The organism is Mesorhizobium sp. C372A (assembly GCF_030323245.1).
In the GTDB taxonomy this organism is placed as follows: domain Bacteria; phylum Pseudomonadota; class Alphaproteobacteria; order Rhizobiales; family Rhizobiaceae; genus Mesorhizobium.
The window spans coordinates 5063445-5083692 of sequence record NZ_CP100475.1; the positions used below are offsets into that span (position 1 = coordinate 5063445).

Annotated in this window: 27 protein-coding genes; 6 read left to right on the forward strand and 21 right to left on the reverse strand. The window is 60.6% G+C overall.

The features are described from left to right. Nucleotide 1 precedes the first annotated feature (1 nt). From NLY42_RS24320 to NLY42_RS24370, 11 genes are all read right to left on the reverse strand, one after another. Complete coding sequence (locus tag NLY42_RS24320; RefSeq protein ID WP_023753626.1) at nt 2-1069, reverse strand: phage major capsid protein; 1068 nt, start codon at nt 1067-1069, stop codon at nt 2-4. Continuing rightward, the gene (locus NLY42_RS24325; RefSeq protein WP_023753627.1) at nt 1059-1661 is read right to left on the reverse strand and encodes a hypothetical protein; all 603 of its coding nucleotides are present in this window, start codon (nt 1659-1661) and stop codon (nt 1059-1061) included. Before NLY42_RS24325 ends, NLY42_RS24320 begins: the two co-directional genes overlap by 11 nt. 260 nt (nt 1662-1921) lie before the next feature. After that, nucleotides 1922-2860 (reverse strand): hypothetical protein, encoded by a 939-nt coding sequence (locus tag NLY42_RS24330; protein ID WP_156933756.1) that lies wholly within the window; start codon nt 2858-2860, stop codon nt 1922-1924. Nucleotides 2861-4107: 1247 nt separating this feature from the next. Continuing rightward, complete coding sequence (locus NLY42_RS24335) at nt 4108-5502, reverse strand: AAA family ATPase (RefSeq protein WP_023753631.1); 1395 nt, start codon at nt 5500-5502, stop codon at nt 4108-4110. After that, the gene (locus NLY42_RS24340; RefSeq protein WP_198022174.1) at nt 5486-5743 is read right to left on the reverse strand and encodes a hypothetical protein; all 258 of its coding nucleotides are present in this window, start codon (nt 5741-5743) and stop codon (nt 5486-5488) included. The genes NLY42_RS24335 and NLY42_RS24340 overlap by 17 nt, the downstream gene beginning before the upstream one ends. A 223-nt stretch (nt 5744-5966) precedes the next feature. Continuing rightward, nucleotides 5967-6173 carry a helix-turn-helix transcriptional regulator gene (locus NLY42_RS24345; RefSeq protein WP_031244595.1) on the reverse strand — a complete coding sequence of 69 codons (207 nt, stop codon included), beginning with the start codon at nt 6171-6173 and terminating at the stop codon, nt 5967-5969. 79 nt (nt 6174-6252) lie between these two features. Then, entirely contained in the window at nt 6253-6627 is a 375-nt protein-coding gene (locus NLY42_RS24350) for a hypothetical protein (protein ID WP_023753635.1), read from the reverse strand. Then, nucleotides 6627-7862, reverse strand: coding sequence for a site-specific integrase (locus NLY42_RS24355; RefSeq protein ID WP_156933760.1), 1236 nt, complete (start codon nt 7860-7862; stop codon nt 6627-6629). Before NLY42_RS24355 ends, NLY42_RS24350 begins: the two co-directional genes overlap by 1 nt. Nucleotides 7863-8138: 276 nt before the next feature. Beyond that, nucleotides 8139-8567, reverse strand: coding sequence for a CatB-related O-acetyltransferase (locus NLY42_RS24360; RefSeq protein WP_280799930.1), 429 nt, complete (start codon nt 8565-8567; stop codon nt 8139-8141). Nucleotides 8568-8710: 143 nt separating this feature from the next. Beyond that, a complete protein-coding gene (locus tag NLY42_RS24365) occupies nt 8711-9499 on the reverse strand; it encodes a hypothetical protein (protein ID WP_023753638.1) in 789 nt (262 codons plus the stop codon). Nucleotides 9500-9594: 95 nt separating this feature from the next. Beyond that, nucleotides 9595-10053 (reverse strand): YbaK/EbsC family protein, encoded by a 459-nt coding sequence (locus tag NLY42_RS24370; protein WP_023753639.1) that lies wholly within the window; start codon nt 10051-10053, stop codon nt 9595-9597. A 244-nt stretch (nt 10054-10297) separates the two neighbouring features. On the opposite strand from NLY42_RS24370, the gene NLY42_RS24375 reads away from it, so the two are divergent. Then, nucleotides 10298-10750, forward strand: a complete 453-nt coding sequence (locus NLY42_RS24375) for a cupin domain-containing protein (protein WP_023730864.1) — start codon at nt 10298-10300, stop codon at nt 10748-10750. A gap of 77 nt (nt 10751-10827) precedes the next feature. Here the strand turns inward: NLY42_RS24375 and NLY42_RS24380 are convergent, their stop codons facing one another. Further along, nucleotides 10828-11121, reverse strand: a complete 294-nt coding sequence (locus NLY42_RS24380; protein ID WP_023682373.1) for a helix-turn-helix domain-containing protein — start codon at nt 11119-11121, stop codon at nt 10828-10830. A gap of 296 nt (nt 11122-11417) precedes the next feature. Here NLY42_RS24380 and NLY42_RS24385 point away from each other — a divergent pair, with 296 nt between their 5' ends. Together NLY42_RS24385 and NLY42_RS24390 are read left to right on the forward strand one after the other, a co-directional pair. Continuing rightward, nucleotides 11418-12032 carry a hypothetical protein gene (locus NLY42_RS24385; protein ID WP_023753640.1) on the forward strand — a complete coding sequence of 205 codons (615 nt, stop codon included), beginning with the start codon at nt 11418-11420 and terminating at the stop codon, nt 12030-12032. Nucleotides 12033-12193: 161 nt separating this feature from the next. Then, nucleotides 12194-12409 carry a hypothetical protein gene (locus tag NLY42_RS24390; protein WP_084779748.1) on the forward strand — a complete coding sequence of 72 codons (216 nt, stop codon included), beginning with the start codon at nt 12194-12196 and terminating at the stop codon, nt 12407-12409. A gap of 234 nt (nt 12410-12643) precedes the next feature. On the opposite strand, the gene NLY42_RS24395 is transcribed toward NLY42_RS24390, so the two are convergent. Continuing rightward, entirely contained in the window at nt 12644-12847 is a 204-nt protein-coding gene (locus tag NLY42_RS24395; protein ID WP_023669377.1) for a hypothetical protein, read from the reverse strand. Nucleotides 12848-13066: 219 nt separating this feature from the next. Between NLY42_RS24395 and NLY42_RS24400 the strand changes: the two genes are divergently transcribed. Then, nucleotides 13067-13264 carry a hypothetical protein gene (locus tag NLY42_RS24400; protein ID WP_031244599.1) on the forward strand — a complete coding sequence of 66 codons (198 nt, stop codon included), beginning with the start codon at nt 13067-13069 and terminating at the stop codon, nt 13262-13264. After that, complete coding sequence (locus NLY42_RS24405; RefSeq protein WP_023669376.1) at nt 13261-13530, forward strand: hypothetical protein; 270 nt, start codon at nt 13261-13263, stop codon at nt 13528-13530. Before NLY42_RS24400 ends, NLY42_RS24405 begins: the two co-directional genes overlap by 4 nt. A 73-nt stretch (nt 13531-13603) precedes the next feature. On the opposite strand, the gene NLY42_RS24410 is transcribed toward NLY42_RS24405, so the two are convergent. From NLY42_RS24410 to NLY42_RS24440, 7 genes are all read right to left on the reverse strand, one after another. Beyond that, nucleotides 13604-13906, reverse strand: coding sequence for a hypothetical protein (locus tag NLY42_RS24410; protein ID WP_023669375.1), 303 nt, complete (start codon nt 13904-13906; stop codon nt 13604-13606). 85 nt (nt 13907-13991) lie between these two features. Then, complete coding sequence (locus NLY42_RS24415) at nt 13992-14534, reverse strand: MerR family transcriptional regulator (protein WP_023669374.1); 543 nt, start codon at nt 14532-14534, stop codon at nt 13992-13994. Between the two features lie 134 nt (nt 14535-14668). Further along, on the reverse strand, nt 14669-14992 hold the full coding sequence (locus tag NLY42_RS24420; RefSeq protein ID WP_006201891.1) for an integration host factor subunit alpha: 324 nt from the start codon (nt 14990-14992) through the stop codon (nt 14669-14671). A gap of 104 nt (nt 14993-15096) precedes the next feature. Further along, nucleotides 15097-16068, reverse strand: coding sequence for a beta-ketoacyl-ACP synthase III (locus tag NLY42_RS24425; RefSeq protein ID WP_023669373.1), 972 nt, complete (start codon nt 16066-16068; stop codon nt 15097-15099). A 9-nt stretch (nt 16069-16077) separates the two neighbouring features. Then, complete coding sequence (gene plsX / locus NLY42_RS24430; RefSeq protein ID WP_023669372.1) at nt 16078-17148, reverse strand: phosphate acyltransferase PlsX; 1071 nt, start codon at nt 17146-17148, stop codon at nt 16078-16080. A 147-nt stretch (nt 17149-17295) separates the two neighbouring features. Beyond that, nucleotides 17296-17844, reverse strand: coding sequence for a YceD family protein (locus NLY42_RS24435; protein WP_023753642.1), 549 nt, complete (start codon nt 17842-17844; stop codon nt 17296-17298). Beyond that, nucleotides 17841-18401 (reverse strand): ubiquinol-cytochrome C chaperone family protein, encoded by a 561-nt coding sequence (locus NLY42_RS24440; protein WP_023753643.1) that lies wholly within the window; start codon nt 18399-18401, stop codon nt 17841-17843. Before NLY42_RS24440 ends, NLY42_RS24435 begins: the two co-directional genes overlap by 4 nt. 115 nt (nt 18402-18516) lie before the next feature. On the opposite strand from NLY42_RS24440, the gene NLY42_RS24445 reads away from it, so the two are divergent. Next, nucleotides 18517-19029 carry an outer membrane protein assembly factor BamE gene (locus NLY42_RS24445; RefSeq protein ID WP_023753644.1) on the forward strand — a complete coding sequence of 171 codons (513 nt, stop codon included), beginning with the start codon at nt 18517-18519 and terminating at the stop codon, nt 19027-19029. 100 nt (nt 19030-19129) lie between these two features. Here NLY42_RS24445 and NLY42_RS24450 read toward each other — a convergent pair whose 3' ends face one another. After that, on the reverse strand, nt 19130-20170 hold the full coding sequence (locus NLY42_RS24450; protein WP_198032064.1) for a helix-turn-helix domain-containing protein: 1041 nt from the start codon (nt 20168-20170) through the stop codon (nt 19130-19132). Nucleotides 20171-20248 lie beyond the last annotated feature (78 nt).

The window sequence follows — 20248 nt, forward strand, 5'->3', positions numbered from 1 at the left end:
TCTAGTTCCCCACCAGCGCTACAAGCGGGCCAGCAACAGTGTTGTTGCCGAGATCGTGCACGTTGATGTCGAAACGCGCGGTCGCACGGCAGCCGATTTGGTCGTACTCGAGGTATCGCTCCTCAGTCGTTTTCACAGTCACGCCGCGGCGGTCGCCGAGGGTTGCCGCCATGGATAGGTCGCCGAAGGCAATCATCACCTTGCCCGACTGATCGCCGCTGCCTGGCAGGCTGGGCACGGCTTCGATGAGATAAGCGCCGTACTGCAGGATCGGCTTCGGGCCGGTAGGCGTCATTTCAAGCCCGACGACGGTCGCGCCGAGGCGAACAAACGTCTGGCCGATTGCGTATGAACTCGCGTACCACTTTGCGTTACCCAAGGCATATTCAGGGCAAGCGGCAATAACTGTGCCCAGGTCGGCGGCCGTTAGCTCGGCGAACGTGTCGTTGTTGGTAGCAGCCACGATCTTCCCGGCGTCGTGGTTGCCATCGATGAGCTTTGTGGAGATCCCGACAATCCCGCCATAGGCGCCTGTGCCGTCACCATTCCAGCCGCAATCATCCTCAAGCTTTGAAATTGCGAAGGCTGCATCCTCGGCGAAGTCCTGGCCAACGTCGATCGTCTCGTCCTCGCCGAGTTCGGAACTCATCCGAGACAACGCGGCTGCCTTTTTCGCAGTCAGCGCAACACTGCTCCAAGAACGGTCCTGTTCAGCAATCTGGGCATTTTCGCCGACGAAGGCAGCCGTCAAACCTGTGTCGAGCCGCGGGAATGAGCGCGTGTCCGAGCCCATGCGCTTGATGTCGGCGTTGCGTCGAAACGTTCCGACCAGCGCGCGGATCTTGATGATCCCGGCCTCAACTTCAGTCGGGACAAGATAGCCGCCGATAGTGCCGGTGGTTTCACCTTGCGCCTTCTCGACACGCACCCCGTTTTTCGCGCACCAGGCTTGGGCGACCTCGTCACCATCGTGCAGAGCCGCACGGAAAAACATGCCAGCCTTTAGGGCTGCCGCGTCGTTGTCGAAGGCGCGGATTCGGGCGCCGGTGTGGAAAAATTCATGCCGCATTGGTGATTTCCTTCCGGGTAACGAAACCGGCTTTGCAGGCGGCTTCTAAAAATACGTAACTGGCGTCGCCGACGATCGGTTGGCCGAATAAAAGGCCGCTCTGCGCATCGCAAATCAGAGCGGGGCTACTTTTGGCGATGCTCCTAATTGCTTCGCGGTAGTTGGCGGCTGCAGCGTTTGCCCGCCGCAGTTCAAGAACTGCGTCGACACGGCGCCGCACGATCGCGCGCCAGATCGCCGCGCTGGTCCGGACGGCTTCGGCTGCTGCCGCGATCCGCGCTTGGTTCTCCCTGTGTGTTAGGGCTTCAATTGCCAGGGCAAGCGCCTGGCGCTCGGTAATAATGGCGTGGAGTTTTTCGCCATCTGAAGGTTGACGCTCCGCTGGAACCGTCGAGCCGTCGAGCAGCGCCGCTGCCCAATCTCGAACGCCAGGGCCAGCGACCTTTTCTTCCGGTCGAACGCCGGTCTGTTCCAAGGCGATCTGTTCAGTGCGCAACTCGCGATCTCGAGCTTTGAAGCCGGCAGCCTTGCTCTGGATTGCTTCGAACTCCAGCGCAGCGGTGGTTGTCTTGGGTGGTTTCGCGGGGGCCATCTATGGGAGTCCTTTTCAGAAGGCGAAAGCGGTACCGCCAGCCTTCAAAACCCGACGGTTAAAGGCTGGCGGTCGATCAACAGCCACCCTGACGAGTGGCTGGATTTTTGGAAAAGGGCGCACCCGTAGGTGCGAATTGACCGCGCCCTGCGGTACTTCCGCAAAAAGCGCGTTAAGCACCGAACGATGCCGAGGCGACCGATGCTAAAGGTTATATGTCTTCATGAATGACACCCTCGAATGGCGCAAAAAGGCACATCCTAAGCGGCAGCCTTGCAAATATTGACATCGTCGTTGTCGGCCAAGCGAGCGGGCGCCGGAAACTTGGACTTGGCTTCAGCTACGGCTTGATTGATATGGCGCTGCGCACCGCGGTCTGCATAGTCGCGGCTATATCCGCGCGCTTCGCCAATCTCGTATTTGTGGAAACCGGCCAAGATCATCTCCAGAACGCCTGCAGCCGCTTCGGAAAGCGGTATAGGCTCAGCTGCCGGTGCGACTAGCGCGTGCGCACTCGTCGGCCGACGATGAAGGGTTAGCGGCTCATCCGCACCGCGCGTTTCTGACGTATCGTAAAACGGCTGGCGGGTGACACCATTGCGATCGACGTAGGACGTCATGAGCCCTCCGGCAGGGGGACGTCTGGCTTTGCGATGCATGTTAAATTGCATGCCACCGAGCCCAATCGCGCCTTCGCTCAAAACACGGACATCTGTGGAGTGCCGGTATGTCTGCTCCCATCCTTGTGGGCCGCGCTTATGCACTACCCGGACTCGCAACAAGTCAGAGAACATTTCCTCAACCGATGGTCGGATTTTGTGCACCCGCTCCCGGTGAAACTCGTGCAGTTCTTCTGGTTCGTCCTCGCCGTCGAAAAATGCGTTTACGTCGCCGTGAACGTCTCCCAAGACTGACTGCCGCCCGAACGCCCAAACCGCGTATGCGCCTTCCGGATCGTCTTTCGTGATGTCATGCAACACGGGCAGATTGCCGCGCCATCTTGGATCCGCATTGTCGTTAGCTGCCGGCCGTTCCAGGCGGGCGCGGTGCGTGTCGAGGGCCGTTGCCACCTCTGCCGTGACCAAGGCTGCCCTGGCCCTGCGTGCGGTCCGTTCTTCAGGGGTCGATGTAAGTGGCCTGCCGGTGAGTTTGCTCTTGGCTAGCCGCGGCTTTGTAATGAATGCTGGGCTGTTGTTCATTGGTGGTCACCCCATGGGAGAAAACCGGCCAGGCCGGGAGTGCCGCCCGCAAAGCGCGGCCGGTAAGATAACGGTGCATAACATCCTGCACCGTCCATTAGTTCTTGCTAATTCTTCTTTCCCGGCGTCCCAGTCCGATGGGGCTTTCAGAAGGCAAAATGCCAAACCGCGCAGCTTCCACCTCGCGCCATTTTAACTTTCATATTCCCGATGACGTCACTGACGCTATCGTCGGGTATATCGACTGCTCTGCTCCTGGCCGGATCATTTCAACCTTTGCTGCCGTTCAGTGGGTGCGAGACAGAGTCCCCGATTGTGAGATGTCCGACGATCAGCTCGAGCGGTGCGCCGTATTGGCCGCAGTCGACGAAGGCCTAGCCGTGCATTTCGATCGGCGAGGACGCCAGCCGGCTCCCTTTTCGAGCTTGAGCAGGAGCCATTGGCATCTTGTTCCCATCTGGCAAATCAAGGTGCGGCCTCGTCTGGCTACCCCCATGCGTGCCGTGGCTCGCCCCAAAGTCCGAACGGGTATCGTTCGCGGGCTTCCTGTCCGGCAGGATTCGATAGAATTCGGCCCAAGATAGCCTGCGAACCTGAACTGTCTCGGCGCCGACTGCGATGGTGGACATGCTGCTCCTTTAAAGATTCAAGGGACCGTTCAGCAGCCGTTCATGTTCAGGCGCGCTTCTTGGTTGACTTGGGCTGCGGGGTGCCTGGCCGGATGGGCAGTTGAATTGTCCGTCCGGCCTGTTTCGCACCGGCCATACTGTCGGTCATCGGCGTCTCCCTGCGTTACTCATCTACCCGCCGCACGGACGGCATTGAACTGGTGTACATTTGGCCATCGTCGCCTTCCGTTATGATGACGAACCTACCTTGATCATGCGATCCATCGTGAACCACTCCGATGACCTGGCACTGGTACCAGTTTGTCTTGCCGCCCATTTGCTTCACAGGGTAGGCGGCGTCGAATGGTTCGATTGCAATTACGTTGCTCATGCTGTGCTTTCATCGTGTTCTCCTCGTTTCTCAGAAATCGTCGTCCGTCGTCCGCACCCATGGGAATCGGGACGGACGGACGACAGTGGGTGGGTGGATAAATCCACCCCCACCACAAGCTGTTTTTAGAGAATTGCCGTCCGTCGCGTACAGTTTGAAATCATTATGTTTTTGGCCATTTTTCTAGTCCATTGTCCGTGTTTTCGTCCGTACGGACGATTTGTCGAATTTCCCTAGTTTTTCAGCGGTCAGTCGTCCGTGTCTTCGGACGGACCCGGACGGCGCCATCTTGCCACCATGCTTGATATCGACGCTGCCGCTTGCTCTACCTTAAAGCGCTCGGCTTTTGCATCGGATGCCGCTTCCTGGCCGGCAGTCGTGAGCTTCCACTTGCGTCCGACATGGCTTGCTAGCTTCGCCTTTGTCAGCTTGTCAGTTGCCATCGATACGCGCCGCCTGTGCGGCTGGCCGTCTTTCTGCCAACCTAGTACTACGGCCATCTCTAGGATCGATTTGCTGCCATCTTTGTCGATCAGCAAGAGAACTTCGTCCTCGTCCCTGCGGGCCTCAACCCGGCGCTTCTTTGTCTCACCGGTTGAGATAGCGGAGGCCATCACAGTAGGCACGTCTCGGCCCTTGCTATCGATGAGGGCGGGAGCTGTTACCGTCTGTAGATCAAAATGGAGCGGCTCAAAGTCCGGCCCTCGGTGCTTGCCATGCCAGTGCAATCGGATGGTTCCGGAGTCGCCCTTGGCCAGAACCAGGTTGCCATCAATTTCGGCGATGAAGGCGCCACCTCCCCGGGGCAACAGATTGGTGGCGTCAGCGGCCTTTACGGGGTGGCAGGCCACGAGAACACATGGCGAGCCTGGCAGCGTCGTAAGCGTGCGCAAGTCGCGCGCATGGCGCCCGAGTTCAGTATTGCTGTTTTCTTCCTGGCCTTGGAAATACGCAGCCGACGTGTCGACCACGACCAGTTCGGCGCCACCGAGTTTCGTGACTTCGGCAGTGATGCGAGTGAACATCTTCGGGATGCTGAACGTGCCCTTGATGAAGTGGACGTCCATCGCGTTGGGGTCGAACCCCATATGGTGCGCCATAGCGATCCATCGCATAGTCACGTCGTCGGGGTTTTCGCCCGCGAAGTAGACCACGCGGCCCTTCCGCACCTCACGATCGTTGATCGGTGTTCCAAGGGCTGTATGCGCAGCCAGGAGCAGCAGGACTGCCGTCTTGCCGGTCCCGGTCATTGCCGTAGTGGAATAGAGAAACCCCGCCTGTGCTATGCCTTCCAGATGGTAGTCCGGTGGCACGAAGCCGCGCACAAGATCGCCACTCGATACGATGCCTGGCCACATTTGCTCGCGGTTGTCATTGGCGGCCACCTTTGTTGGGGGACGAGGGATGCCCGCGGGCTGCGGCGACGCATGAATATTCTCGGGCGCCACGGTCTCATGCTCAGCGTGTTCGACTGCGGCTTGGATTCCATTGCGCCATCGTGTGTCGAACCGCAGGCTTTTTATCGCACTGGGATAATTGAAGACGCATACGCCGCCTTCTGGATCGATACGTATTGTCCCGCCACCCCGCTTGGCGACCAATGCCGTTGCGAGGTCAATGTCAATTTCAAGTGGTGCGGTCATGCGGCAAGGGCTCCGTGAGCGCGGCAAGAGCGGCGCGGGCGATTTCGGCAACAAGAGGTTGGGAGAAGGTGACGACGCGGCCACCCATCGCGTTGGGCGCAAACACGGCGTAACCGCCGTCAGGTCGCCTCGAGAGCTTGAGATTGAAGACACGAAGGTCTTCACTGATCTCAACATCGACGCGCGCGATAGCGTTGCCGAAACCGCCAGGCGGTTCGGGTCGACAGGCAATGATTTTCAAGAGTTGGAGTTCCCGGTTTGGAAGTTGCCGCGGTTGGTTCCGCGGGAGGTTTTTGAAAGAGGCGCGCTCACGGCTCTGCGGCAATGGTTACGGTAGGACGCTGGGCCGCAGGCGCGTTTCTACTGGCGGGAAGCTTCCCGCTGCGCCTTCCGCCAGGCCTGCACAGCACGGATGGCAGCAAGCTCTGCGTCGATCTCGGCCAGGGTCATCTCTGAGGTGGGCTTCATGCGGCGGCCCTCGCCGCGATGTTGTCATTCACCGGCGCGCGCCGGTTCTCTGACACCCAGGCGTCAAGATCGGCCGTGGTGTAGATGACGCTGCTGCCAAGTTTGATGTATGCTGGGCCGGCGCCGTAGCAGCGCGCCTTGTCTAAGTAGGATTTCGACAGGCCGACATAATCTGCGGCCTGACTTACGCGCATATTTGCCATGCGTTTACCTCCGTGCATGTTGTTGCATGGTGGTAGATAGGCGTTTTCGCCTATTCGATTTAGGCAAAAGAAACCGGATTTATTCGCGGGACGCCTCGTCGTGCGCTTCTTTCGCTTCTTGATATGTGCGGATGGCTGTGCGGACGTGCGTCTCTGAACAACCAAATTTTTTCGCCAATTGACGCAATGCTTCCTCGTAAAGCACGCCGTCACCGCGCAGCCAATTGAACTGCTCACTGATTTCCGACCAGTATCGCGGCAGCGCACGCTTTCGACCGCGCGGTCTCTTCGGCGGCTTGAGCAAGTCGGCAGCCAAACCCTGCACAACGTAATCGGCCTTACCGGTTCGCAGGATCTCGACAATCAGAGTCTTTGCATCCTCTGTGCGGTCTTCGCTTAACGCAGCCTGGATCGGCGACGCCTGCAAACTGAAACCTTTCGGAAACTTTGCCATCACTTACCCCCAATCGCATCCGCGATCTTTCCTGCGATGGCATCCGCTGCGGCGCGCACGGGGTCGACATGAAGGTGGGCGTACCGTTGCGTAGTGCCCGCGTCTGAATGACCGAGCAACTTTCCAATGATTGGCAGCGACATGCCATCGCCAGCGCCCACCGATGCGAACGTGTGACGTAAGTCGTGAAGATGAACGTCGGCCAACCCTGCGCGGCCTGCAATAGCCGCCCAAGGCTTCTTTAGATCGGCGCGGGGCGCCTCATGTTCTGTTGCGGCGGAATGCCCAGCGATCACAAACTTGCCCACGCGCGGCAATGCGTCCAACACAGCCTGTGCTGCCGCGGAAAGCACTACGGTCTTGCGACCGGTCTTGGAGTCGGGCAGCAGCAAAAGTCCGCGCTTGTCGTCGTACTCGGACCAGCGGAGATTCAGGATTTCCCGCAACCGGCACCCGGTCAGCATCAGCAATCGAATGGCGCCAGTTACGTGCGGCCCGTAAATTGTGCGGTTCTTCTCCTTCGGCGCATGTTTGGACTCAGAAGATTTGTGCGGAATGCCTATCGTCTCAGCCTCCCGCAAAGCGTCGCCCAGCCGGGCCATCTCATCTGCGACAAGGAAGCGTTCACGCGCCTCTTCCTTGTTTCGATCTATCTTCGCGGCAGGGTTCATGCCCTCTGCAACGTAGCCACGCTTGGCGCCCCACACATAGGCCGCCGATAGCAGCGCCATTGCCCTGTTCGCAGAATATTTCGCCTGCTTCGACATGGCGGAATGCGCGCGCTGCACGTCGATGCGAGTCAACGCGACAGATTTCGTCGTACCTATCTGCGGCTCAATATGCTTGGCTAGCGTGATCTTGTAGAATGCCCGCGTCGACTCCTTCATCTCCTTGCCGTCAATATAGTCTGCGACGAGCTGCTTCACCGTGCCACTCGCCCGCTGGTCCGACCGCTCCTTTACCAAGTCCTTGCCAAGCGCAGCGTTGGCGATCGTCTTCCTGGCCGCCTCACGTGCTTCGCTGGCTTTCAGCGTGCCGACGCGCCCTAGCTTTAGCCGCTTTTTGCCGCCGCCAGACACCGGACGGAACTCGGCAAAGAAAGTGCCAGTGCCTCCGGCAGTTCGGTAGAAGCCGAAGCCGGAAAGATCGTCATCGAAATAGAAAGTTGTGCGGTTCGGCCTTGCGCCATCCATGACGGCTGAAACCGCTGCCGCCGTGATCTTGATTTTAGCCACGCCCACCCCCTTTGTAGCCACTATGTAGCCAGCATTTAGGCTCAAGCAACGTACTAGTCAAGCGGTCCTAGGTTGGACAACGTTGGGTTCTTGCGGTTTTGATCTACCCCATGCAACGCCAGGAATGGCTATAAAACTTGGTGTTTTAGACTGGGGGTCAAGGGGTCGTCGGTTCGAATCCGGCCACTCCGACCAAACAACACAGGCGACTAGCTGCTTCCCCCAAGTGGCCATGCAATTTCTCAGCCCCACTGCAGCGACCAGCAAGATGCGTTCTTACGGTGTCGCACCGGCATGTCGCTCCAAGAAAAATTCGATCGGGCCGGTAAGAAAAGCAGCCTCCTGCTTGATCTTCTCGTCGCTCCATTCCCACCACCGGATCGCCAGCAACCTCCCAATGACATCATCTGAAAAGCGATAGCGGATGAGCTTGGCCGGGACCCCGCCGACGATGGCGTATGGCGGCACATCCCTGGTGACGACGGCCCCGGCCGCGACAATGGCGCCATCGGCGATGTGAATGCCTGGCATGATCAGCGCATCGCGGCCGATCCAAACATCATTGGCAATGGTGATGCCCACGGGTTCGCCACCGTGTTCAGTGGGATCAACTGATTCCATCAAGCGGCTATGGATCGGGAATGTGGTTGCAGCCCAGGGCGTGTGACTTCCTCCCGAACACTCAAAGCTGACATTGCCGGCCACCGAACAAAACGCCCCTATGGTCAACGGAGTGGCGGCAGACGTTCCAAACACCTTCCTCCGGCTCACCCCATAGGTGTGACGTCCGAGGATCACGCTTGAGGGCAGCCTGGATCGAAACGGATTCCTCATGCATAGCCATCCCGTCACAGTGACTTCCTATGCTTCTGATGCCATAAATCCAAGGGCGTCCGCCACAGACGATATCTACCGGCCTTTGCAACCTGCTGGCCGACTGGCACCGAGCCGTAAGCATTAAAGAACGCATGTACGCGCGGCTCAGCGAACTGCTTTTTGCCTCGGGTGTTGTAGTGCCGGATCGGCAGGCGATGCGGGCTGATGGTTCGGCCGTTTTGAGAAAGGGCTACCCCGAGGCAAAACTGCTCCGGCGCCCATGTGTCGGTCACCTCATGAACCACCTTGATAGCGGCGAAAGCGTCAACCATAGCACTGAGGCTTTCTCGGTGAATTCCAACGATGCCGCTGTTCCACATCGGCTCCTGGCCGGTCAAAACCTGGCCGCCGATGCTGATGTTCTTGCCCGGCAGCGCACGTTGATAGATGCGGTGCTTCCCTTCGCACAGGCGCATGATGGAGTGGATCGCAGAAATCGAGTGGAAGCCCTTCGACGGGTCACCCACCGGGTACATGTCGGTGTCCATGAAAAGCAGCCGATCAGCTCGCCGCAAAAGCTCACGCATCGTCCCGGCCTTGATGCCGAAATGATATCTTCCACCGAAAGACCACTGCTCTTTCTGTTCGGTCGTTATAAGCATTGTCTCAATGGGATAACCGCGAAAGAGTTCAGACCTGTCCGTTGCGACAGTTATTCTGGCGGTCGGGCAATGGTGCAAAAGCTTGAGGGCGCTGAGCAGCGCGCCGCGATGGTAAAGCTCGTTCTCACCATAGGCGATGTAACCAAAAACGTCGTTCATTCCGCCACGTATAATGGGTCGTTCAATCTTCTACTAGCTGCGCTCGCAGTCGTTTTGCTCCCAGAAATCTCCTGCTGAAATCAGCCGACGATTCACTACTGGCACACATCAACCCATTCGGCGCCGACAATCTGTGCCATGCGCTGCGGGCTGAGCCTTACAGCGGCGTTGATGGCGCCGGCCGCGGGCACGACTTCATCGAAGGCGCGCAGCGAGACGTCGCAATAGACCGGCAGCGGCGCCGGCAGGCCGAATGGGCAGACGCCGCCGACGGGATGGCTGGTAATCGCGACAACCTCATCGGCGTCAAGCATGCGCGGCTTGCCGCCGAAACGGTCCTTGAATTTGCGGTTGTCGAGCCTCGACATGCCGCCGGCCACGATCAGCATGGTCTCACCGCCGACGCGCAGGCAGATGGTCTTGGCGATCTGCGCCGGCTCCACGCCGTGCGCCTCAGCCGCCAGCGCCACCGTCGCGGAACTCGCTTCGGTGACGAGCACTTCGACATCGGGCGCATGGGCAGCCAGGAAGGCGCGCACGGATTCAAGGCTCATCTCGGCATTGTCCCATTCGAAAACGGTTAGCGTTCACACTGGATAGCTTCACGCTCGGTCGGCGGCAACTTCCCCGCCCCTCGACGGCTGCAGCGATACCAGGCCAGGCGGGTCGCGCCGCATGTCAGCAACGCAAGGCGCATCCCCCGTGCGGGAGATGTGTTCGGGCTGCTGCCTTGGTAGGTCGCAATGGATCAGGGCCGGCGCTGATGCTGTGCTCCCACGACCAACCGGAGAGATCATCATGCTCAAGCTCGCCTCGGCTCTGGCGCTGCTGCTTATCGGGACGGCGCCGCTGCTTGCCGACGACATGCCGATAAACGCGGACGCCATCAAATGGGGCCCTGCTCCTGCTGTCTTGCCCGCCGGCGCGGACATGGCTGTCATAGCCGGGGACCCCTCGAAGGATGGCATCTACGTGCTGCGGTTGAAGCTGCCGGCCGGCTACAGGATTGCCGCGCACAACCATCCCACCTCGGAATATGTGACGGTGATTTCCGGCAATTTTCATATCGGCATGGGCGACAAGCTCGACGAGACCAAGGGCATCGAACTGACCGCCGGCGGCTTCGGCGTAGCCCCACAGGGAATGAACCATTACGCCTGGACGACAAGCGCTACGATCGTCCAGGTTCATGGCGAGGGGCCGTTCGCGATCACCTACGTCAACCCGGCGGACGATCCGAGCAAGAAGTGACATTCGCCGTTGGGCGAATGCAACAAGCCCGCCAGGGCAAACCATGGCGGGCTTGTTGAACGACGCTTGGCCGTTGTTTATGAAACGGACCGGTTTTCCACAGGCGCCGTGGGCGCCGGGGCATCGATCAGGGCCGTTTCCGGCAATTGCAATGCTGCGGCGATCCGGCGAAGTTTCGTCGGATCGGTGTCCTTGCCGCTCTCTATGTCGGCAATCTCGCTGGTCGACAGACCGCAGGTCAGGGAAAGCTCTTCAATACTGTATCCCTTTGTCTCCCGGATGGCTTTGAGGCCGGGGTGCTCGAGCGCAACGTCGGCCGCAACATCGGCCGCCAGCCTGGAGAAGGGTTCGTGTTTTGCAGTTTGGGGCATTGGCAACTCCATGGGGCTAAAGAGTTTTGGATCAAATGATAGGGTGTTGCCTGAGAGCCGGGACAATGCCCGCTTGACGGCGATTTGCCAAGGCCCAAACCGACCGTCACAGCATCGTGAACCGGCGTCAAAACCGCAGGCGCCAGGGCACATATAGGATCTCCGCCCCGATCTCCCAATCAAGTTCTTTTGAAGGGCCGCACGCCGAAGTGTTCAGCGGTTTTGCGCCGCTCGCGCGTTAACCTGATGTTGCTGGCAGCCGCATCGGGCCAGCTTTTCCCAAGAGGATCAGATCCATGACATTCAAGACATCAGCCATCGTGCTCGCCACGATTTCAGGCCTCGCTGGCGCGAGCATGGTCGCGGCGCAAGCCGCCGAGGCCGTGCGCATTCGCGGCACGGTGACCGCCTTTGCCGGAGCGACGCTGACGGTGAAGACCCGCGAAGGCGCTACCGACGCCATCGCGCTGGCTGAAGGGTGGAAGATTTCCGGCGTCGCCAAGGCGGATGCCGGGGATATCAAGCAAGGCGATTTCCTCGGCATTGCCTCTGTTTCGAAGGCCGATGGCGGCAGCGGCGCGCTTGAGGTGGTGATCTTCCCGGCCGCGCTGAAGGGCGCCGGCGAAGGCGACCGCCCGTGGGATCTCGAGCCCAACAGCCGGATGACCAACGGCACGGTCGCCGATGTCACCGAGATTGCAGATCGCACGGTGATGCTGACCTACGACAATGGCCAGAAAAAGCAGATCGCGATCCCGCAGACGACGCCGGTGGTGACCTTCGCGCCGGCGACGCCCGCCGACCTCAAGCCTGGCGCTGTGGTGTTCGTCAACGCCGAGCGCGGCAGCGACGGCAAGCTGACCGCGGGCCGGGTCGTTGTCGGCACCAACGGCGTCATTCCGCCGATGTAAGTTGCCGACGAAGCCGCCAGACACAATCCAGAAACAAAATTCTACAGTCCGGAAAAACTGTCGAAAAGTTCGGAGGCGATAGTCATGACTGCGGGGTTCACCGGCACCGATCTTGCTCGGTGACGGCCAAATTCAGCCCGCGCAGAAAAGGAAACGAAGTCATGAAGAAGTCCCTCCTGTCGGCTCTCGGGCTGGCTTTTGCCCTGGCTGTCTCTCTGCCGCTCATCGGCGCCAGCAGCGCCGACGCAGCACCGCTGCACAAGAAGCATCACCACCATCATCATCATCACAACAAGCATCACCGCCATCACCATCACCACCACCACCACCACTACCACCACTACCACCACAAGAAGGTGGAGGCCAAGAAGGCCTGACACGGCCGACTTGCCCAACGGGAAGGCTGGCCCTGGAGTCCTCGCCAAGGCCGCCTTCCCGTTGGTTTTTGCCAGGCGACACGTGGAAAAGCTGAAGGCAGGATTCGATGGCGCCGATGCGCCAGAACGCGAGCAACCACAGCGCACCCCAACGAACGTATCAGGCGCAAGGCCGACAACACAGCGGTTGCCAGCTGCAGGACACCACGGGTCCCTCAATGCTGCCGGAACCCGCTAGGACGGCGCCGCGAACGCGAGCACTATTGCGATCAAAATCAAAAGCGGTCCCATCCATTTGAAATGCTTCGCGACCTGCAGCCACCATGGCTGCTGACCTTTCTGGGCCTGAAAAGGACTTTGGAGCAGCCCAAAACCAACGCCTGTCATCCACAGCCCAGCGCAGAACATGATGAACTCGTCGATGTAATTTGCGACCACGCCCGTCTCCTCCGCCGGTACCTTTGGACTGGCGTTATAGTCGCAGCCGGGAGTGGCAGAAAGCGCGGTGCCAAGTGGCGGCAATGACTGCTGCCGCCACCTGACAAGAGCCGGGCGCGGACTCGGTCTTGGCCGGCCATTTGGGCACGCCACGGTGTGACCTTCGCATGGGATGCCGCGCCGCTACGTCAGCGGCCTTCACGCGAAAATGCATGATCGATGCCGCCCCCGCCAGGCGCCGTCCGTTGGCGAAGGCTAAAAATCGACGTCGCGAAAAAACGCGAAGAAAATTCGAACCACGCATGGACCTTTGCTTTGGAGGCCGCACTAACCGGCATGGACGCCGAGAAGGCGATCCCAACACAGAAGGACGCCATGGTGGCGATCCTCGATCCAGAGAAGGAAATGCTCAAATGACCAACTTCAAGCGCATCACGCTCGCCGCGGCCCTCATCGTCTCGGCCTTCGGTTCGGCTTCCGTTCCGACCTCGGCTTTCGCCAACGGCACGCATCCCACGGGCGACGGCGGCGCGGTTTGCAAGGGCTCCGGTCATTGCCTGGTGCTCTCGATCGAGTGCAAAGGCACCTATACCGACGCCACGGACAAGAATGGCACTGTCTATGGCAAGTGCAGCCAGACCGCGCAGGTTTCGCCGCAGGCCAAGATCAAGCTCGCCAAGTAATCGGCCGCAGATCAGGGAAATGGCGGTCGTCCGCGGGACGGCCGCCATTTTCTTTTTGTTTTCGTGAATTGTTTTAGCGCCGGCTGAGCAACAGGCTGGCGAGAAGGCCGACCACGACCAACCCAACAGCAGCGGCTGTTGCCGGACGATCGCGCGCCGTCTTTTCGATCGCCCTGCCCTGCTTCCTGATCGCCGGCAGCGCATCGCTGACAAGGTCGGCAAGCTGCCCATAATAGTCCGAAGCGGCATCGCGCCCGTCCTCGTAGTAAGCACCGCCGCGTTTGGCCACGACTTTGCGCAACGCGGCGAGCTCTTTGGAAAGGGTCGCGACCTGCTTTTCGAGATCGAGATCGGAGAGGGTCGAAAGCGATACCATGATTGTTTTTCCTTCTTTTGAGAGAAGGCCAAACGCATGGCCGCAGAACCGGTTCCGGTCTGCTTGCCCGAGGGCAGCGGAAAGGTTAGCGCACCTGGTCGAGCAGGCGCTTGCACTCCAGGAGGTCAAACAGCGCCTCCTGCAGCAAGGCCCGGTTGTCGCGCGACAGTTTCGATGCGCCAGGCTGGACCGGACCTTCCTCCTCGGTCTTGCCCAGGCCGAAAAAGCGGCGGCTGGGTTTTACCTTGGGCTGGCCGACCAGCATCTCGTCATCCATGCCGCGCGGCTGGGCGGCTGGCGTCAGCGGCACCTGATCGGCCTGCCTGCGCTGCGAGATCGCTTCGACGGCAGCCATGTCGCCATTGCCGATGGCGACCAGGAAATGGTTGCCGTTCTCGCGCAGCAGTTTCTGCACGCCCTTGATCGTGTAACCCTGGTCGTAGAGCATGTGGCGGATGCCCTTGATCAGTTCGACATCCTGTGGCCGGTAGTAGCGGCGGCCGCCGCCGCGCTTCATCGGCTTGATCTGGTTGAAACGGGTTTCCCAGAAGCGCAGCACGTGCTGCGGCAGATCGAGATCCTCCGCGACCTCGCTGATGGTGCGGAAAGCGTCGGGGCTCTTGTCCATGGGCGAAATCCTCTCGCTGGACGGCGATCCGGCCCAGTCTACCGAATCGGGTATCATTTCAGCGGTTTATGAAACAATATTCAAGCCCGGCGTCAAAACGGCCCGGCGTTTTCAACCGAAGCCTGCGGCAGAACCTATTTGCCGCCCTTGGCCTTGCTGTTCTGGTGCGAGCGCAGGATACGGCTTTTCAGCACGTTCGACGACTTGAAGGTCATCACCCGGCGCGGCAGGATCGGCACTTCCTCGCCGGTCTTGGGATTGCGGCCGATGCGTTCGTTCTTGGAACGGACGTGGAAGGTGGCGAAGGACGACAGCTTCACCGTCTCGCCGCGTACGATGGCTTCGCAGATTTCGTCCAGCACCGCTTCGACGAGTTCTGCCGATTCAGTGCGTGACAAGCCGACCTTACGGTAAACAGCTTCGGCAAGGTCGGCGCGCGTAAGTGTCTTTCCCCCCATGCGACCGTCCCATCAGTTCAAAAAACATAAATCGATACAGGTAAAGGCAGAGCCTAAGTAATTGATCCGGCAAGGTCAAGGACCGAAACCGGACCGTTCGGCACTTACCAGCGAACGAGAACCGCGCCCCAGGTGAAGCCTCCGCCCATCGCTTCCAGGAGCACGAGATCACCCTTCTTGATGCGACCGTCGGCGACGGCCACCGAAAGCGCCAGCGGCACGGAAGCAGCCGAGGTGTTACCGTGCAAATCGACGGTGACCACCACCTTTTGCTCAGCAATCCCGAGCTTCTTGGCCGAAGCGTCAATAATGCGTTTATTGGCCTGATGCGGCACGAACCAGTCGAGGTCGTCGGCGGTTATGCCGGCCTGCGAAAACGTCGCCTCGATGACATCGGTGATCATGCCGACGGCGTGCTTGAACACTTCGCGGCCTTCCATCCTGAGATGGCCGACCGTGCCGGTGGTCGAGGGACCGCCATCGACGAAAAGCTTGTCCTTGTGGGCGCCGTCGGAGCGCAGGCTCATCGCCAGCACGCCACGGTCGGCAATGCCGCCGGTGCCCTCATCCGCTTCCAGCACCAGCGCGCCGGCGCCGTCGCCGAACAAGACGCAGGTCGAGCGGTCGCTCCAGTCGAGGATGCGAGAAAAGGTCTCCGCGCCGATCACCAGCACGCGCTTGGCGAGGCCGCCTCTGATGTAGAGGTCGGCGGTGGTCACCGCATAGACGAAGCCCGAGCACACCGCCTGCAGGTCGAAGGCAAAGCCGTGATGCATGCCGAGCCGGTTCTGGATCTCGACGGCGGTCGCCGGAAAGGTGTTGTTGGGCGTCGAGGTCGCCAGCACGATCAGATCAATGTCGGCAGGCGTAAGACCAGCATTGTCGAGCGCTGCGCGCGCCGCCGCCTCGCCCAGCGACGCCGTCGTCTCGTCATCGGCGGAGATATGACGCTGGCGGATGCCGGTGCGCTGGGCGATCCACTCGTCCGAGGTCTCGACCATGCCTTCGAAATCGGCATTCTTCATGATGCGGCGGGGCAGCGCAGCACCGGTGCCGCGCACGACTGATCTGATCAAAGCTCTTTCCTATTCCTTTTCGTCGACGGTGGCGTCGGATTTCCTGTTTGCCTGGGCATGCGGGTTGCGCGCATGGAACAGGTCGAGATCGGCCTCGATGCGGTCGATCAGATTGTTGCGCACCATGTCGTAGCCAAGCTCGATGGCCGCCGCGAAACCGTCCGAATCGGCTCCGCCATGGCTCTTTACCACGATGCCGTTCAGACCCAGGAAAACACCGCCATTGGAGCGGCCCGGATCGAGCTTTTCGCGCAGGCGGTCAAAAGCGCCCTTGGCGAAGACATAGCCGATCCTGGCCATCAGCGTGCGGTTCATCGCGGCGCGCAGATAGCCTGAGATCTGGCGCACAGTGCCTTCTGCCGTCTTGAGCGCGATGTTGCCGGCAAAGCCCTCGGTGACGACCACGTCGACCGTGCCCTTGCCGATGTCGTCACCCTCGACGAAGCCATGATAATTCATCGAGGCCATGTTGGCCTCGCGCAGCATGCGCCCGGCTTCCTTGACCTCTTCCTGTCCCTTGATCTCCTCGACGCCGACATTGAGCAGGCCGACTTTCGGCCGGTCGATGCCGAACACCGAGCGCGCCATGCCGGTGCCGAGAATGGCAAAGTCGATCAGCTGGTGCGCATCGGCGCCGATGGTGGCGCCGACATCCAGCACCACGCTCTCGCCGCGCATCGTGGGCCAGATCGCCGCGATCGCCGGACGGTCGATGGTCGCCATCGTGCGCAGGCAGAATTTCGACATCGCCATCAGCGCGCCGGTATTGCCGGCCGAAATGCAGGCCTGCGCGCTGCCACTCTTGACTGCTTCGACAGCCTTCCACATCGACGACTTCCAGCGGCCGTGGCGCAGCGCCTGGCTCGGCTTGTCGTCCATCCTGACCGCGACTTCGCAGTGGTGGAACTCGCTGACCTCGGCCAGTTTGGGGAATTTGGCGAGTTCGGGGCGCACCAATTCCTCGCGCCCATATATGACGAAGCGGATGTCGGGACGCCTGACGGCGACCGTCATGAGTGCCGGGATGACCACGTTTGGCCCGTGATCGCCACCCATGGCATCGATGGAAATCCTGATCACGCGGTCTTTATCTCACTAGCTTGGGCCAGGGCACATGGCCCGCGAAAGAAATACTAAACTCGCGAAATTCGGGGGCTCGCGAAGGTTCGGCGAAAATAGCGGTTTTGGGCTGCCGCACAACCGGCTTTTCTCCGATCGCTTCGTGTTTTAGGATTTTCCAAGCAAGGATCGCAGCTTTTGCTGGAATTCATTCTCGACGGGCTCGTCCGGGCCGGCGGCATCGAGAGAGGCGCCTGCCTTGCGCGGATAGGGATCGATCGCCAGCCCGAAGAACTGTTCGGCGAGCGCGCCGACGTCGATCGTGTCGCCGGAGAATGTTTCCGGGCCGTCTGGCCCGTCGGCGTCGAGCAGGATCTCGCCGCCGCCTTCGAACCCTTGCCGTCCGAGCTTGGATTGCTCCGGCAGGAACAGCGCCTCGACCTCCTCGTCGATATGGGCCGCGACCGGCTCAAGGGTGACGATGCAGGCCTGGGTGATATCAGCCTCGACGCGGCCGCTGACCTTGACGCCATTGCGCTTCCACGGCGCCACCAAAAGCTCAGCACGGTAGTTTTCGACCGAAAGCAGCTCGTGCTCGCGCGCAAGCGTTGCGCGCTGCGCGGCGTCGGCGTCGATCACCACCTGCAAACCTTTGTGCGGCAGGCGGCCGACATTGGCCGCGAATGAGACCGGGCTAGGCGTGTCCACATGTTTCATCTTGGTCTCCCCTCCTCATCCGCTTTCGCGACGGGAAACGCCACGGCACCGGAAACGATCGATTCGGACGGCTGTGCTTCAAGCTGCCTTGCGGCATCGATTACATAGGACGCCAGCGGCAAGGCTTGCGGCCAGGCGCCGGCATCGGGTCTGACATTGCGCGCCAGGGCGGCAGCAAGCGCGTCGCGGTCGCTGCGTTCCAGCGCGTCGTCATAGGCGGCGGTACGGCCGTAGAACATTTTGGCCAGCCTCTTCATGCGCTTGGGCACGCCGACATCGCCAACGCCCAGTTCCCGCAGCGAATGCTCGACATCGAGAAAGAACTCGTCGATCAGCACCTGCGCGACCTCATGCGCGACGCCCTCTTCGCCGCGCAGCCGGTGCTGAAACAGGAACATATGCAGCGACAGCATCTCGAAACGGCCGAGCGGCGTATCCGGCACATTCCAGTGGGAATAAAACACGGTCTGCCGCGCCGCCGCCACGATTTGTGCGTAAAGCGCCTCGGTGATAGCGCGGTTGGCGTTGCGTTCGCGGCCAAAAAGGCGCTGGAACATTGAGGGTGGTCTCCTGGGGACCGATTGTTTGAATGGGCCTTGTTGCATCGGCAAGCAAGCTGGTTTACCGGTTTTGCCGCCCAGCGCAAGTTGCGGCCAGCTAATGGAGTTGTTGTTGCGCGCGCTGAAATTCAAGTCGACTTTTCTGCCTGGGGCCACCGCCGCGGTTTCGCTGGTGCTGGTGGCTTCCGCGCTGTCGGGCTGCAATTCGTCCAAGATGTTCGGCGACCTTAACCCTAGCGAGACGCTGACGCAGGGCTATGTTATCGACCAGCAGGCGGTCGATTCGGTGCCGCTGGGCTCCAGCCGCGAACAGGTGCTTCTGGCGCTCGGCACGCCATCGACGAAAGCCACCTTCGACAATGAGGCGTTCTACTACATTTCGCAGACGCGCAAGCGCTATGTCGCTTTCGACAAGCCGCGCCTGGTCGACCAGAAAGTGCTCGCGGTGTATTTTGGCGAGGACGGGCGCGTCACCCAGATTGCCAATTACGGTCTGAAGGACGGCAAGATTTTCGACTTCATCTCGCGCACCACGCCGACCGGCGGCAAGGACCAGAACTTCCTCAGCCAGATCATCAAAGGCGCCAGCAAACTGGCGCCCCCCATTCCTGGCGGCGGCGCCTAAGAAGCGACCGCCTTCCTCAGATTTTTGCTTCCCCCGAAGCGACACCATCTCAGGCGACCAAAAGCCCGCGGGAGCGATCCTGCGGGCTTTTGTTTTGAGGTCATGCGGCCGCAACACCCGTCGCGCTTTGCCGCGCGTGGCCTGTTCGGCCGCCGGGCTCCAGCGAGGCGCGGTGCACAGCCGCACTCTGCCGCGCTTCCGAAGGCGTCATGCCAAAATGCCGGCGGAAGGCGTGGTTGAAGGTCGAGAGATCGCCGAAGCCGGCGTCGAAGGCGATGGCGCCGATGGTGCGGTGTGCCAGGCGCAGGTCGGATAGCTTGCTGCAAACCAGCGCCAGCCGCCGGCCAAGCACGAACTGCGACAGCGAGGTACCCTCACCCTCGAACAGCTTTCTGATATAGCGCGCGCTGACGCGGTGGCGCCCGGCCAGCGCGTCGGACCCGACATCGCCGGAAGCCAGATTGCTTTCGATATCGGCTTTGATGGCGCGCAGCCGCGCGGCGCGTATGCCGCGGCCTGCGGCGACCTCGGTGGCGTCCTGCGTTGCCCCGATCACGACCGCGACAAGGTCCTGTATGTGCTTGGCGGCAAGCCAGCGCAATTCGGACGCGGCCAGGTTCGGCTCCTGCATCAGCAGACGGACATAGCTGGTCAGCAGCAAGAACTTTTCGCCCACGCATGACATCGGCGTCATCAGGGCGGCATCCGCATTCGCAGCCATGGGCCCGAGCGCTGCCTTGGGGATGGTGATGAAGAGATGACGCGACATCGCCCGCTCGATCACATGCGGATCAGAGGAGGACAGAAGGATTGCCTGGCCGGCCTCGATGCTGGCCTCGCGGCCGAGATGCGAGAAGGTGGCAGCGCCCTCCAGACACATGAAGAAAATGTAGTCATCGGTCCCCTTGGCCATGGCGCTGGAACGGATGGTGCGGAAGGCGGTGGTCCTCGAATCGGCAATGCCGACGCCCGGCAGCCGCAGGATGGTCGCGTCGACGGAGAGCTTTTCCTCCGTGACGTTAAAATCCATGTCGGTCACCATCCGGCGCAACAGGTCGCAATAGACGTTTCGCCATTCCGCTCGCGGCCACATGGCGGTCGAAAAGCGCGCATACGCAAACTCGGGGGGTCGAATAGTCATGGGGTACTCCCAAGCGATTGTCTTCATTTCACTGTCGTTCGTAGTCGAGGCTCGTTCCATGAACGGCCTCTCATCCGA

Excerpts from the sequence above, each read along its gene's own strand:
- NLY42_RS24320 (WP_023753626.1), bottom strand. The coding sequence starts at position 1,069 with ATGCGGCATGAATTTTTCCACACCGGCGCCCGAATCCGCGCCTTCGAC.
- NLY42_RS24325 (WP_023753627.1), bottom strand. The coding sequence starts at position 1,661 with ATGGCCCCCGCGAAACCACCCAAGACAACCACCGCTGCGCTGGAGTTC.
- NLY42_RS24330 (WP_156933756.1), bottom strand. The coding sequence starts at position 2,860 with ATGAACAACAGCCCAGCATTCATTACAAAGCCGCGGCTAGCCAAGAGC.
- NLY42_RS24335 (WP_023753631.1), bottom strand. The coding sequence starts at position 5,502 with ATGACCGCACCACTTGAAATTGACATTGACCTCGCAACGGCATTGGTC.
- NLY42_RS24345 (WP_031244595.1), bottom strand. The coding sequence starts at position 6,173 with ATGGCAAATATGCGCGTAAGTCAGGCCGCAGATTATGTCGGCCTGTCG.
- NLY42_RS24350 (WP_023753635.1), bottom strand. The coding sequence starts at position 6,627 with ATGGCAAAGTTTCCGAAAGGTTTCAGTTTGCAGGCGTCGCCGATCCAG.
- NLY42_RS24365 (WP_023753638.1), bottom strand. The coding sequence starts at position 9,499 with ATGAACGACGTTTTTGGTTACATCGCCTATGGTGAGAACGAGCTTTAC.
- NLY42_RS24370 (WP_023753639.1), bottom strand. The coding sequence starts at position 10,053 with ATGAGCCTTGAATCCGTGCGCGCCTTCCTGGCTGCCCATGCGCCCGAT.
- NLY42_RS24375 (WP_023730864.1), top strand. The coding sequence starts at position 10,298 with ATGCTCAAGCTCGCCTCGGCTCTGGCGCTGCTGCTTATCGGGACGGCG.
- NLY42_RS24380 (WP_023682373.1), bottom strand. The coding sequence starts at position 11,121 with ATGCCCCAAACTGCAAAACACGAACCCTTCTCCAGGCTGGCGGCCGAT.
- NLY42_RS24385 (WP_023753640.1), top strand. The coding sequence starts at position 11,418 with ATGACATTCAAGACATCAGCCATCGTGCTCGCCACGATTTCAGGCCTC.
- NLY42_RS24390 (WP_084779748.1), top strand. The coding sequence starts at position 12,194 with ATGAAGAAGTCCCTCCTGTCGGCTCTCGGGCTGGCTTTTGCCCTGGCT.
- NLY42_RS24400 (WP_031244599.1), top strand. The coding sequence starts at position 13,067 with ATGCCGCCCCCGCCAGGCGCCGTCCGTTGGCGAAGGCTAAAAATCGAC.
- NLY42_RS24405 (WP_023669376.1), top strand. The coding sequence starts at position 13,261 with ATGACCAACTTCAAGCGCATCACGCTCGCCGCGGCCCTCATCGTCTCG.
- NLY42_RS24410 (WP_023669375.1), bottom strand. The coding sequence starts at position 13,906 with ATGGTATCGCTTTCGACCCTCTCCGATCTCGATCTCGAAAAGCAGGTC.
- NLY42_RS24415 (WP_023669374.1), bottom strand. The coding sequence starts at position 14,534 with ATGGACAAGAGCCCCGACGCTTTCCGCACCATCAGCGAGGTCGCGGAG.
- NLY42_RS24420 (WP_006201891.1), bottom strand. The coding sequence starts at position 14,992 with ATGGGGGGAAAGACACTTACGCGCGCCGACCTTGCCGAAGCTGTTTAC.
- NLY42_RS24435 (WP_023753642.1), bottom strand. The coding sequence starts at position 17,844 with ATGAAACATGTGGACACGCCTAGCCCGGTCTCATTCGCGGCCAATGTC.
- NLY42_RS24440 (WP_023753643.1), bottom strand. The coding sequence starts at position 18,401 with ATGTTCCAGCGCCTTTTTGGCCGCGAACGCAACGCCAACCGCGCTATC.
- NLY42_RS24450 (WP_198032064.1), bottom strand. The coding sequence starts at position 20,170 with ATGACTATTCGACCCCCCGAGTTTGCGTATGCGCGCTTTTCGACCGCC.